The following is a 13,117-nucleotide window of genomic DNA, read 5'->3' on the forward strand; positions in this document are numbered from 1 at the left end:
GCCGCCTGCCGGGCGGGGCGGCGCAAGACCGTTACGCCGTCGAGTAACAGGCTAGTGAATGTTTTCACAAAGAGCGGTATTATGGAGCCATGGCAATCACTCCCACCTTTTCAGCACGACCGCGCGTCCTCGTAGTTGGCGGCGGCTACGTCGGCTTCTACACGGCGCTTAAACTGCAGAAGAAGATCGCGAAGTCCGGTGGCATCGTCACCCTCGTTGATCCCCTGCCCTACATGACGTACCAGCCGTTCCTGCCCGAGGTGGCCGGCGGCAACATCGAAGCCCGCCACGCAGTGGTCTCGCACCGCATGCACCTGAAGGACACCGAGCTCATCCAGGGTTCCGTGACCAACATCGACCACGAAAACCGCACGGCAGTCATTGCCCCGGTTGACGGTGGCGCCCCGATCGAGCTGGCGTACCACGACGTGGTCATCGCAGCCGGTGCCGTAACCCGCACCTTCCCCATCAAGGGCCTGGCCGAAGCCGGCATCGGCCTGAAGACCATTGAAGAGGCCGTTGCCCTGCGCAACCAGGTTCTCTCCCTCATCGAGCTGGCCTCCACGGAGACCGATCCCGAGCTGCGCAAGCGCCACCTGACGTTCGTTGTGGTTGGTGGCGGCTTCGCCGGCATCGAGACCATCGCCGAGCTCGAGGACATGGCCCGCGCCGCCGTCAAGCTCAACAACCGCGTGGAGCAGTCCGAACTGCGCTTCGTCCTGGTTGAGGCCATGGGCCGCATCATGCCCGAGGTCACCGAGAAGCAGGCACTGTGGGTTGTGGAGCACCTGCGCAGCCGCGGCGTCGAAGTTCTTTTGAACACGTCGCTGGACAACGCCGAGAACAACAACCTCAAGCTCATCAACCTGCCGGACAAGTCCGTTGCGCAGGAATTTGATGCTGACACCCTCATCTGGACGGCCGGCGTCATGGCCAACCCGATGGTCCGCTCCACCGACTTCCCGCTCGAGCCCCGCGGCCGCGTCTCGGTCAACGTCAACCTGCAGATCAACGGCGAATTCGGTGTCATCCCGAACGCCTGGGCTGCCGGCGACGTCGCAGCTGTTCCGGATGTCACCGGCGGCCTGCCGGACGGCACCTGCGTCCCTAACGCCCAGCACGCCCTGCGCCAGGCCAAGCGCCTTGCAAAGAACCTGTGGGCCAGCCGCTTCAACAAGCCGCTGACCGGCTACAAGCACAAGAACCTGGGTGCCGTTGCCGGCTTCGGCGAGTGGAAGGGCGTTGCCAAGGTCATGGGCGTCCAGCTCAAGGGCCCCCTGGCCTGGCTGATGCACCGCGGCTACCACGGCCTGGCCATGCCCACCGTGGAGCGCAAGTTCCGCGTGCTCATGGACTGGTTCGTGGCCTTCTTCGCCGGCCGCGACCTGGCCCAGCTGGAATTCCTTGACAACCCGCGCCGCGCGTTCGTCACGGCAGCCACCCCGGCCCCGAAGCCTGCTGCCAAGCCGGCTGAGGCGCCTGCCGCCGAAGCCCCCAAGGCTGAAGCCAAGGAAGAAGCCAACGCCAAGTAGCGCCACTTCACCACGCACGACGGCGGCCCTCCCCATTGCGGGGCGGGCCGCCGTCGGCCGTTAAGGGCAAGGAAGATGTCTGCGCCAGTAGACTGGGGCCATGATCATTCGACGTGAAACGCCTGCAGACCGGCCCGAAATCCTGGCTGTGGTTCAGGCCGCGTTTCCCGAGCCCGTCGAGGCCAGGCTGCTCCGGGAGCTGTTTGCCGCCCGCGAGTACATTCCTGAACTGTCGCTCGTGGCGGAGACGGAGCAGGGCGAGATCATTGGTCACGTCATCACCACCCGCGGCTGGGTGGGGGAGTCCAAGTCCCTGGGCCTGGGCCCCATCGCCGTGCTGCCCGCCTACCAGCGGCAGGGTGTGGGTTCCGCCCTCATGCGCGCCACGATTGATGCGGCAAACCTGATGGGGGAGTCCACCCTGGTTCTGCTGGGCAGCACCGAGTACTACCCGCGGTTTGGTTTTGTGCCGGCCGATTCCCTGGGCATCACCTCGCCGGACCCGTCGTGGGGCTCGCACTTCATGGCGCTGCCGCTGGCCGCCCACGTGTCCGGCAGCCACGGCCGTTTCAGGTACGCCGAACCGTTCAACAGCCTGTAGGGGGCAGTTTCCTCCGGGGCCGCAGCGTCCAGTAATGTTGACCGGAGCCGGAGGTCCTTCCGGCAGTGCCCCCGTAGCCCAATGGCAGAGGCAACCGACTTAAAATCGGTACAGTGTCGGTTCGAGTCCGACCGGGGGTACCAAAATAAGTCAGAGCCGGGTGGTCGCTTTAGCCCGTTAAAGCCACGTTTTAGTGAATGTTTGCTGGGAATGGGCTGACAATGCTGGGCTGCGGGAACAATTCCGCCGTTCCGCGCGTCTGTATTGGTAGAGTTGAAAATACTTTTCCACCCCCTATCTTGGAGGCATCAGCACCATGGCACTTGGTGGCAATCCGGTTTTTGCGAACAACAAGAACTTCAAGGACACCCCGGCCACGCGCGGCAACGTCTACGGCGGTGCCGACACCATGGCCGCCCAGGCGCAGCTTTCAGCGCAGCAGCTGCAGGACCTGTACAACAAGCCCTCGGCCAACGCCAACCAGACGGGCCGGATGACGTACGACGACGTCATCATGAAGACCGTCATGACCCTTGGCTTGGTGCTGGTTGGTGCCGCCCTGGGCTGGTTCGTTCCCGTGCTCCTGTTCCCGGGCATGATTGTGGGCCTGGTGCTTGGCCTGGTGAACTCCTTCAAGAAGGAACCCTCGCCTGCACTCATCCTGGCCTACGCCGTGTTCGAGGGCATGTTCCTTGGTGCCCTGACGGGTGTGCTTGAAGCGCAATTCCCGGGCATTGCCATCCAGGCCCTCCTGGGCACGCTCAGCGTTTTCCTGGTGACACTGGTTCTGTTCCGCAACGCCAAGGTCCGCGCCACCCCGAAGATGACGCGCTTCTTCATGATCGCCCTGGGCGGTTACGCACTGTTCTCGCTGGTGAACTTCTTCCTCATGATCTTCAACGTCACCACCACCCCGTGGGGCATGAACGGCATGGACATCCCCGGAACCAACATCCCCTTCGGCGTCGTGATTGGCCTGCTGGCCATAGGCCTGGCAGCCTTCTCGCTGATCGTGGACTTCACTTCCATCGAGCAGGGTGTCGAGCGCGGCCTGCCCACCAAGTACTCCTGGACGGCTGCCTTTGGCCTGACAGTGACGCTCGTGTGGCTGTACGTGGAGATCCTGCGCCTGCTGGCGATCCTCCGGGGCAACGACTAATCCTGGAAAAACTTCTGGTTCACAGCAGTGCCCGGCCCGCATGGACCGGGCACTGCTGGCATGTCACCGCATTTCGGTGCGAGCCAATGACTTCGGCACCACCCTATGAACGAAACTAGCGAAAGCAGCTCATGAACGTTTCACCCCTGATTTGGGGCATTACCATTGTGGTTATTTTGGCCCTTCTGGCCTTTGACTACTTCTTCCACATTCGCAAGGCGCATATTCCCACGTTGAAGGAAGCTGCCATCTGGTCGTCGATTTACGTCGGCTTGGCTGTTGTCTTCGGCATCGCTATGTTTGCGTTTGGCGGTGCCACCATGGGTGGCGAGTACTTCGCCGGCTACATCACCGAAAAAGCGCTGAGCGTTGATAACTTGTTTGTCTTCCTGGTCATCATGGCCAGCTTCAAGGTTCCGCGTGAGGACCAGCAGAAGGTTCTGCTGTTCGGCATTGTTTTTGCGCTGATTGCCCGCACGGGCTTCATCTTTGCCGGTGCCGCGCTGATCAACACCTGGTCCTGGATGTTCTACATCTTCGGCATCATCTTGCTGGTCACTGCCGGTAACTTGCTCAAGGGCGAGGACAGCGGCGATGACGATGCTGACAACTTCATCATCAAGTTGGCCAAGCGTTTCTTCAACACTTCCGAGCACTACGACGGCGACAAGCTGGTCACGAAGATTGATGGCAAGAAGGTCCTGACCCCGATGCTGCTGGTCATGGTGGCCATTGGTGGCACCGACCTGCTGTTCGCACTGGATTCCATCCCGGCCATCTTCGGCCTGACCCAGAACGTGTACATCGTGTTCACAGCCACCGCGTTCTCCCTGATGGGCCTGCGCCAGCTGTACTTCCTGCTCGATGGCCTGCTGGACCGTTTGATCTACCTCTCTTACGGCCTGGCTGCGATCCTGGCGTTCATTGGTGTGAAGCTGGTCCTGCACGCTTTGCATGAGAACAACTTGCCGTTCATCAACGGTGGCGAGCATGTCCCGGTCTTTGAGATCTCCACGGGCTTGTCCCTGACGGTCATCATCGGTGTCCTGGTGGTCACGGTTGTGGCCTCCTTGGTGAGCAAGTCCGGCAAGGCGCAGACGGTGCTGAACAATGCCCGTCGCCACGCTGTCAGCTACCTTGACCTGGATTACACCGCAGACAAGGGCGAGCGTGAGCGCGTGTACAACCTGCTCATGGAAGAGGAAAAGGCCATCGCGGTTCTGGAAACCAAGTACCGCGACAAGCACCCGGAATCTGAGGAGATTCTGGAGCAGATCGCCGAAGCGCACCAGGCCCACGCGGACCACCTGAGCGCGTAGTTCGCAACAAAGGGTCTCGCTCCCCACGCCCTCCCAAACGGCGGCTCGCAAGCGAGCCGCCGTTTGGGTCCCTCGGGCGCGTGGGCCCAGGCTCGACCAGCGAGGTCTCGACGGGCTCGACCAGCGGTGGTCGAGCCTGTCGAGACCCTCTTTGCTTAATAGGGGATTGCCAGGAGATCTTCCGGGCACCCGGGGCCGGGCCGGATTTCACTTCCGGAGCGGATCGGATATGCTGGTCAAAGCGTAGGGGAGTATCCCGCAGCGCTGAATCCGTCAACACGTGGGGCAATGAAGCCCCGCCGGGTTCGGTGTACGGCTGTTTTTTCAGCCGGTGGAGAGACTTGCGGCGATAGTCGCTGCCCTCCTACCGAAAGTCTGAATCATGACTGTTTCCCCCCTGATCTGGGGCATTACCATTGTGGTTATTTTGGCCCTTTTGGCCTTTGACTACTTCTTCCACATTCGCAAGGCGCATATTCCCACGTTGAAGGAAGCGGCCGTTTGGTCCTCCATTTATGTGGGTCTGGCTGTTGTGTTTGGCATCGTGGTGTTTGTGTTTGGCGGTGCCACCATGGGTGGCGAGTACTTCGCCGGGTACATCACCGAAAAGGCGCTGAGCGTTGATAACTTGTTTGTGTTCCTGGTCATCATGGCCAGCTTCAAGGTTCCGCGTGAGGACCAGCAGAAGGTTCTGCTGTTCGGCATTGTTTTTGCGCTGATTGCCCGCACGGGCTTCATCTTTGCCGGTGCCGCGTTGATCAACACCTGGTCCTGGATGTTCTACATCTTCGGCATCATCTTGCTGGTCACTGCCGGGAACTTGCTCAAGGGTGAGGACAGTGGCGGGGACGATGCTGACAACTTCATCATCAAGTTGGCCAAGCGTTTCTTCAACACCTCCGAGCACTACGACGGCGACAAGCTGGTCACGAAGATTGATGGCAAGAAGGTCCTGACCCCGATGCTGCTGGTCATGGTGGCCATTGGTGGCACCGACCTGCTGTTCGCACTGGATTCCATCCCGGCCATCTTCGGCCTGACCCAGAACGTGTACATCGTGTTCACGGCCACCGCGTTCTCCCTGATGGGCCTGCGCCAGCTGTACTTCCTGCTCGATGGCCTGCTGGACCGTTTGATCTACCTCTCTTACGGCCTGGCTGCGATCCTGGCGTTCATTGGTGTGAAGCTGGTCCTGCACGCTTTGCATGAGAACAACTTGCCGTTCATCAACGGTGGCGAGCATGTCCCGGTGTTTGAGATTTCCACGGGCTTGTCCCTGACGGTCATCATCGGTGTCCTGGTGGTCACGGTTGTGGCCTCCTTGGTGAGCAAGTCCGGCAAGGCGCAGACGGTGCTGAACAATGCCCGCCGCCACGCGGTGAGCTACCTGGACCTGGACTACACCGCTGACAAGGGCGAGCGTGAGCGCGTGTACGGGATGCTGATGGTGGAGGAGAAGACGATCTCGGCCATGGAGACCAAGTACCGTGACAAGCACCCGGAGTCCGAGGAGATCCTGGAGCAGATCGCACAAGCGCACCAGGCCCACAAGGACCACCTGGGCGCGTAAAAGGTCTCGACAAGCTCGACCAGCGAGGTCTCGACGGGCTCGACCAGCGGTGGTCGAGCCTGTCGAGACCCTCTTTGCTTAATAGGGGATTGCTAGGAGATCTTCCGCGCACCCGGCGCGGGGGAGACGGCGAAGATGTCCGGGGCGGTGAAGCCGGCGTCGGCAAAGGCGGCCAGCACGGCTGCACCCACGGCAGCCTGGCTGGCCACCGGGATGAGGGCAATGGCGGAACCGCCAAAGCCGCCGCCGGTCATGCGGGCACCCAGCGCGCCATGGGCCAGTGCCGTGTCCACGGCCAGGTCCAGCTCGGGGCAGGAGATTTCAAAGTCGTCGCGCATGGAGGCGTGGCTTGCGGTGAGCAGCCCGCCAATGGCGGCCGGGCCGGCGTCGTCCAGCACCGCAACGGTGTCCAGGACGCGCTGGTTCTCGGTCACAATGTGGCGGACCCGGCGGAACGTCTCCTCATCCAGCAGGCCGGCCGCCTCGGGGAGACCCGCTGCATCGACGTCGCGCAGCGAGGCAACGCCCAGCACCTCGGCGCCCAGTTCGCAGGACGCGCGGCGGGCCGCATAGCCGCCCGTGGCGTGCGCGTGGGTGACCTTGGTGTCCACCACCAGGATCAGCAGCCCGGCGGCAGCCAGGTCCAGGGGCACAAGCTTCGATTCCTGTGTGCGGCAGTCCAGGAAGACTGCGTGGCCGTCGGTGGACAGCAGTGAGGCGGACTGGTCCAGGATGCCTGTCGGCGCGCCCACTACCTCGTTCTCGGCACGCTGGCCCACAAGCACCAGCTCGTTCAGGCTCAGCCCTGCACCCTGAAGTTCGTTGAAGGCCGTGGCCACGGCGCACTCAATGGCCGCCGAGGAGGACAGGCCGGCGCCGGAGGGCACGGTTGAGTGCAGGTACAGGTCAAAGCCGCCGATCTCGACGCCCATTTGGCGCAACACCCACACGACGCCCAGCGGGTAGGCCGTCCAGCCGGACATGGTGTCCTGCGAGAGCCCGTCCAGGTCCACGGTCACCACACCCTGGTCGCCGAAGCTGGAGACCAGCCGGGCCGTGCTGCCTTCGCGGCGGCGGATGGCCACGGCGGCGGCCCGGTCAATGGCGAACGGCAGCACAAAGCCCTCGTTGTAGTCCGTGTGCTCACCGATAAGGTTCACGCGACCGGGTGCCGCCCAGACGCCGTCGGGCGTTTCGCCAAAGGTCTTCTCGAAGGAGGCGGCTACGAAGGCCGGGTCAAGGGAGGCGCTCATGCCTGTCCTGCTTTCATTCGTGCAGCGACCTGGCGCAGCATGGCGGCCGTCTGCTCGGGGGTGGTGTCGTTGATGAAGGCGCCCATGGCCGCCTCGGAACCGGCCAGGAACTTCAGCTTGTCCGCGGCGCGGCGCGGGCTGGTCAGCTCCAGGTGGAAGCGGCCGGCAGGGCGCAGCAGCGCATCCAGCGGGGCCTGGTGCCAGGCGGCGATGTACGGGGTGGGGGTGTCGTAAATGTTGTCCAGGGTGCGCAGGATGTCCAGGTACATGACGGACAGTTCGTCGCGCTCGGCGTCGTTCAGGGCGGCGAAGTCCGGAACATGGCGGTGCGGTGCCAGGTGGATTTCCAGCGGCATGTGCGCGGCGAAGGGCACATAGGCGCTGAAGTGCTCGCCCTGGGCCACCATGCGCTCACCTGACTCGGACTCCCGGGCCACGATGCTGCCCATGAGGGTTTCGCGGCCGTCGTGGGCGTCGTAGAAGCTGCGCGCCGCCGTGGCCATGACCTGGCTGCGCGGGGGCACATAGGAGTAGGCGTAGATCTGCCCGTGCGGGTGGTGCAGCGTCACGCCAATGTCCTGGCCGCGATTCTCGAACGGGAACACCTGCTTGACGCCGGGAAGTGCACTGAGCGCCTCGGTCCTGTGCGCCCAGGCGTCAATGACGGTGCGTGCGCGCTCCGTGGACAGCCCGCCGAATGAACCTGTGTGCTCGGGGGTGAACGCCACAACCTCGCAGCGGCCAAACGCGCGGCCCTTGGTGCCCCATGCCGGCGACTCCGGGATGGATCCGGTGGCCGGGCCCAGCGAGGGGAAGCGGTTCTCAAACACCGCCACGTCATAGGCGGAGTCGGGGATTTCCGAGAGGTTGCTGCCAGTGGTGGGGCACAGCGGGCACTGGTCCGCCGGGGGCAGGTAGGTGCGGCTCTGGCGGTGTGCGGCAATGGCAACCCAGTCGCCGGTCAGGGCGTCGAAGCGAAGCTCGCCCGTGTTTTCTTCCGAGCGCGGGTCCAGCGGGCGCGTGTCCGCGGCCGTGTGGGCCTTGGCCGTGCCGCCGTCGTCGAAGTAAATGAGTTCCCGGCCGTCGGCCAGGAGGGTGCTGGTGGCTTTGGTCATGAAGTCTTCCTGTTGGCAATGTTGGCGTCGGATTCCGCGTGGAAGGCGGTCTCCTGCTGGGCCGGTGCCTTGATGAAATGCGGCACGCGGGAGGCGAACAGCTCGCCGGTTGGGGTCTTGATGGAATCGTCAGTGATGATGGTGTCCACCGCGGACAGGGGGGCAATGGAGGCCAGCGAACGGACCTGGAACTTGGTGCTGTCGGCGAGGATGACCAGGCGGGTTGTGGCCTGGACAAACGCGGCGTTGGTTTCGGCCTCGAGCGCGTTGGGGCTCGTGAGTCCCCGCTCGGCGTCGATCCCGTGCACGCCCATGAAGCACACATCTGTGTTGAGGTGGCCCAGGACCAGGCGCGCCACGGGGCCAACGAGTGCCTCCGAGGGTGTGCGCTCCCCGCCCGTGACGATGACCTTCAAATCCGAGGTGCCCTGCTGCAGGTACAGCAGCTCGGCCACCTTCAGGGAGTTGGTGACCACTGTCAGCCCGCGCAGCCGGTCCAGCTCGGGTGCCAGGCGCACGGCCAGCTGGTAGGTGGTGGTGCCGCCCGTCATGGCAAGTGTCATGCCCGGCTGGATAAGTGCAAGGGCCTGTGCGGCGATGGCCAGCTTGTCCTCAAGCTGCTTGTCCGCGTTGAGCAGGAATCCCGGCTCAAGCGCGCTCAGCCGCGCCAGGCGCATGGCGCCGCCGTGGATCTTGCGCGCCAGCCCGCCCTGGTCGAGTGCCTCAATGTCGCGGCGGATGGTCATTTCACTGACATTGAGCGATGATGCAATGTCAGCCACACGCACGGCCTCGTGGAGTTGAAGTTCCTTCAGGATGCGTGCCTGGCGTTCCGGTGCCAACATGGTGGACCCCTGTTCTGGGCGATGGGTTGAAGCAGCTTAAAAGTAACAGTTTCAAACAAAATATTACATTGGGGCTTTCGCGTTTGTCGCCATGTGACGCGCGGCACGGCCTATTTTACGTTCGTGGCAATGTACCCTTGCCCCATGACAAATCCCACCGGGCTTCCCGGCGCACCGGCCACCGGCACCCAGTTCACCCTGCGACGCGGCGACGCCACGGCCGTTGTCACGTCCCTCGCGGCAGGCCTGCGCCACTACGACCGCGGCGGCGTGGAGCTCGTGGAGGGCTACCCCCTGGACGCCATCGCCCCGGGCGCCGCGGGCATCACGCTGGCCCCCTTTGCCAACCGCGTGGACGGCGGGCTGTGGGAGCTTGAGGGCAAGCCGCAGCAGCTGGACATCACGGAGGTGCCGCGCAACAACGCCATCCACGGCCTGCTGCGCAACACCGGCTACCACGCCCTCGAAAGCAGCGAAGAGCATGTGCTCCTCGAGGCCGTCATCCACCCCCAGCACGGCTACCCCTTCCTGGCACGCCACCAGGTCCGCTACGAACTCGGCGCCGACGGTGAACTGCGCGTTGCCCAGACCCTCATCAACGACTCCGCCCGCCCCGCCCCCTTCGTGCTGGGCGCCCACCCCTACTTCACCATTGGCGGGGTGGCCCCGGAGGATCTGGCCATCACGCTCAACGCCGGGCAATACCTGACGGCCAATGAACGCATGATTCCCACCGGCACTGTCCCGGTCACCGGCAAGTTCGACCTCCGCTCCGGCCGCCCCGTGCCCGAGTCCCTCATGGACACGGCGTTCACGGCCCTGGTGACGGACGACGGCGTGGCCCGGCACACGCTGTCGGCCCCCGACGGGCGCAGCGTGGGACTGTGGCACGACGGCAGCGTCAGCTTTGTCCACGTCTACATCACCGATGACTTCCCGGGCCGTTCCCTGGCCGTCGCCATGGAGCCCATGACCGGTCCGGCCAACGCCTTCAACTCAGGCGAGGGCCTGCGCTGGCTGGCACCGGGGGAGAGCTTCACCATGAACTGGGGCATCGACAGCGAAGGCATCTAGGCGGACCGCCGGTGCCGCCCGCGGCCCCACGCGGAAAATGGACTCCGTTTAACGTATTTTTGCCACATGGGGAATTATTGTCTCTATGACGCCAGAGCAGCAGCGCCACGAGCGCGAAGTCCTGAATGATTCTTCAGTGGTGCCATATGGCATGAGGGTTGCCGGCGCCTGGTCGTGGCGCGTGGCGATCGTCCTCGTTGTCTCGGCCATGCTGATCTGGCTGCTGGCCAAGGTCAGCATCCTCATTGTCCCCATCATGATCGCCACGATCCTGGCCACGCTGCTGCGGCCAGTGGTCAAAAAGCTCAAGTCGCTCGGCGTGCCGCAGGGGCTCAGTGTTGCAGCGGCCGAAGGCGGCCTCATCCTCCTGGTGGCCGGTGCCCTGGTCCTGGTGGGCCGCCAGCTGGTGGTCGGCTTCAGCGACCTGAGCGAACAGGCCATCACGGGCCTGATCCAAATCCAGAACTGGCTCAATGACGGCCCGTTCGGCCTGAGCAACGACCAGGTCACCAAGTACCTCAACGAGGCACTCACCGCCCTGCAGAACAACACCGGCACCATTCTCTCCAGCGCCCTGGGCATCGGCACCAGCGTCACCCACTTCGGCGTCGGCCTGCTGCTGACCCTGTTCATCCTGCTGTTCTTCCTGCTCGAGGGCCAGGACATCTGGGCGTTTGTGGTCAAGTTCTTCCCGCGTCGCGCCCGCCCCGCCGTGGACGGTGCCGCCCGCCGCGGCTGGACCTCGCTGGGCAACTACGCCCGCGTGCAGATCCTCGTGGCCGCCGTGGACGCCATCGGCATTGGCGCCGGCGCCGCCATCATCCAGGTCCCGCTGGCCCTGCCGCTGGGCGTGCTGGTGTTCGTGGGCTCGTTCATCCCCGTGGTGGGTGCGCTGGTCACCGGCGCCGTGGCCGTCCTGCTGGCCCTGGTTGCCAACGGCTGGGTCAACGCGCTGATCATGCTCGGCATCGTCCTGCTGGTCCAGCAGCTCGAAAGCCACCTGCTCCAGCCCTTCATCATGGGCCGCGCCGTGTCCCTCCACCCGGTCGCCGTGATCCTGGCCGTGGCCGCCGGCTCCGGCGTTGCCGGCATCCTCGGCGCCCTGTTCGCCGTCCCCATGCTGGCCGTGGCCAACTCCTTCATCCGCTACATTGCCGCCCGCGGCTGGGAGAACGATCCCGGCCTGCCGGACATTTATGGGCTGTCCCCTGCCACGCCCGACGCCGGGCCCGTCACGGACCCGGGTGCCGCCCAGCCCGGCGGGGACGGACAGCCGGGCCCCGGCGTCGAAAGTTAACTTCCCCTGACGGGGCGCGCACGCCGTGCCCTGCAAGTTTTGTTCCGCAGCAGTTCCCAGAGAAAGAGAAATGAACCGTGAACGCAACCAGCGATCTCCCCGTGACCCTTGCCGATGTTGAACAGGCCCGGGAACTGCTGCAGGAGATTATTGCGCTCACGCCCATTGAGAGTTCGCGGGCGCTGGGGCGCACCACCGGCTCCGAGGTCTTTTTCAAGTGCGAAAACCTGCAGCGTGCGGGCTCGTTCAAGGTCCGTGGCGCCTATGTGCGCATGGCCCGGTTGACGGCCGAGGAGCGCTCCCGCGGCGTGGTGGCGGCCTCGGCCGGAAACCACGCGCAGGGTGTTGCCGTGGCGGCCAAGGCGCTGGGCATCAAGGCCCGCATCTACATGCCCGTCGGCGTGGCCCTGCCCAAGCTGGCCGCGACGCGCGGGCACGGCGCCGAGGTGGTGCTGCACGGCTACAACGTTGACGAGTCCCTGGCCGAGGCCGAGCGCTACGCCAACGAATCCGGCGCCGTGTTTGTCCACCCCTTCGACAACGTGGACGTGGTGGCCGGGCAGGGCACCATCGGCCTGGAAATCCTGGACCAGGTCCCCAATGTGGACACCATCATCATGGGTGTCGGCGGCGGCGGACTGCTGGCCGGGGTGGCCGTGGCCGTCAAGGCCCGGGCCAAGGAACTGGGCCGCGAGATCCGCGTCATTGGCGTGCAGGCGGAAAACGCCGCAGCCTACCCGCCCTCGCTGGCCGCCGATGCCCTGGTGCCGCTGAAAAAGGTCTCCACCATGGCCGACGGCATCGCCGTGGGCCGGCCCGGACAGCTGCCGTTCTCGATCATCCGCGAACTCGTTGACGACGTTGTCACCGTCAGCGAGGACTCGCTGGCACGGGCCCTGATCTTCCTGCTGGAACGCGCCAAGATGGTGGTGGAGCCTGCCGGTGCCGTGGGCGTTGCGGCGCTCATGGAAGGCAAGATTGAGAACCCCGGCACCACCGCCGTGATCCTCTCCGGCGGCAACATTGACCCCATGCTCATGCTCAAGGTCATCCAGCGCGGCCTCTCGGCAGCGGGGCGTTTCATGACAGTGCGCATCATGCTCAACGACCGCCCCGGCTCCCTGGCCACCATCTCACGCATCATTGCCGAGAACGACGCCAACGTCACCGGCGTGGACCACACCCGCGTGGGCGGCTCCATCTCCATGGGCGACGTCTCCATCACGGTAAACCTGGAAACCAAGGGCCACGAGCACTGCGAACAGGTCCTCACGGCCCTGCGCGCCGAGGGCTTCCAGCCCATCGTGGTCCACTAGCCACCACCCGGCGGGGCGCTTCCCAGAAGCTGCCCC

11 protein-coding genes and 1 tRNA gene are annotated in these 13,117 nt (G+C 64.5%); 9 read left to right on the plus strand and 3 right to left on the minus strand.

The genetic code is table 11. The features are described from left to right. The first annotated feature begins 89 nt into the window (after positions 1 to 89). The 6 genes from PCK14_RS09100 (at position 90) to PCK14_RS09125 (ending at position 6,181) form a co-directional block, all read left to right on the plus strand. Positions 90 to 1,532 (plus strand): NAD(P)/FAD-dependent oxidoreductase, encoded by a 1,443-nt coding sequence (locus tag PCK14_RS09100; RefSeq protein WP_269938159.1) that lies wholly within the window; start codon positions 90 to 92, stop codon positions 1,530 to 1,532. 100 nt (positions 1,533 to 1,632) lie between these two features. Further along, a complete protein-coding gene (locus PCK14_RS09105; RefSeq protein ID WP_269938160.1) occupies positions 1,633 to 2,133 on the plus strand; it encodes a GNAT family N-acetyltransferase in 501 nt (166 codons plus the stop codon). Between the two features lie 67 nt (positions 2,134 to 2,200). After that, a tRNA-Leu gene (locus PCK14_RS09110) sits at positions 2,201 to 2,276 on the plus strand. A gap of 173 nt (positions 2,277 to 2,449) precedes the next feature. Then, entirely contained in the window at positions 2,450 to 3,292 is an 843-nt protein-coding gene (locus tag PCK14_RS09115; protein ID WP_269938161.1) for a Bax inhibitor-1/YccA family protein, read from the plus strand. A 131-nt stretch (positions 3,293 to 3,423) separates the two neighbouring features. Further along, positions 3,424 to 4,611: a TerC family protein gene (locus PCK14_RS09120; protein ID WP_269938162.1), complete on the plus strand. Its 1,188-nt coding sequence runs from the start codon at positions 3,424 to 3,426 to the stop codon at positions 4,609 to 4,611. 382 nt (positions 4,612 to 4,993) lie between these two features. Beyond that, complete coding sequence (locus PCK14_RS09125; RefSeq protein WP_269938163.1) at positions 4,994 to 6,181, plus strand: TerC family protein; 1,188 nt, start codon at positions 4,994 to 4,996, stop codon at positions 6,179 to 6,181. A 92-nt stretch (positions 6,182 to 6,273) separates the two neighbouring features. Here PCK14_RS09125 and galK read toward each other — a convergent pair whose 3' ends face one another. From galK to PCK14_RS09140, 3 genes are read right to left on the minus strand one after another with little or no spacing between them, the layout of a single operon-like run. Then, the gene (gene galK, locus PCK14_RS09130) at positions 6,274 to 7,434 is read right to left on the minus strand and encodes a galactokinase (RefSeq protein WP_269938164.1); all 1,161 of its coding nucleotides are present in this window, start codon (positions 7,432 to 7,434) and stop codon (positions 6,274 to 6,276) included. Beyond that, positions 7,431 to 8,549, minus strand: coding sequence for a galactose-1-phosphate uridylyltransferase (galT, locus tag PCK14_RS09135; protein ID WP_269938165.1), 1,119 nt, complete (start codon positions 8,547 to 8,549; stop codon positions 7,431 to 7,433). Before galT ends, galK begins: the two co-directional genes overlap by 4 nt. Next, positions 8,546 to 9,394 carry a DeoR/GlpR family DNA-binding transcription regulator gene (locus PCK14_RS09140; RefSeq protein ID WP_269938166.1) on the minus strand — a complete coding sequence of 283 codons (849 nt, stop codon included), beginning with the start codon at positions 9,392 to 9,394 and terminating at the stop codon, positions 8,546 to 8,548. Before PCK14_RS09140 ends, galT begins: the two co-directional genes overlap by 4 nt. A gap of 144 nt (positions 9,395 to 9,538) precedes the next feature. Between PCK14_RS09140 and PCK14_RS09145 the strand changes: the two genes are divergently transcribed. The 3 genes from PCK14_RS09145 (at position 9,539) to ilvA (ending at position 13,081) form a co-directional block, all read left to right on the plus strand. Continuing rightward, positions 9,539 to 10,468: an aldose 1-epimerase family protein gene (locus PCK14_RS09145; protein ID WP_269938167.1), complete on the plus strand. Its 930-nt coding sequence runs from the start codon at positions 9,539 to 9,541 to the stop codon at positions 10,466 to 10,468. 85 nt (positions 10,469 to 10,553) lie between these two features. Further along, positions 10,554 to 11,765, plus strand: coding sequence for an AI-2E family transporter (locus PCK14_RS09150; RefSeq protein ID WP_269938168.1), 1,212 nt, complete (start codon positions 10,554 to 10,556; stop codon positions 11,763 to 11,765). Positions 11,766 to 11,842: 77 nt separating this feature from the next. Next, on the plus strand, positions 11,843 to 13,081 hold the full coding sequence (gene ilvA / locus PCK14_RS09155) for a threonine ammonia-lyase (RefSeq protein ID WP_269938169.1): 1,239 nt from the start codon (positions 11,843 to 11,845) through the stop codon (positions 13,079 to 13,081). Positions 13,082 to 13,117 lie beyond the last annotated feature (36 nt).

The sequence above is a fragment of the Arthrobacter sp. HY1533 genome, assembly GCF_027568515.1.
Classification (GTDB): domain Bacteria; phylum Actinomycetota; class Actinomycetes; order Actinomycetales; family Micrococcaceae; genus Specibacter.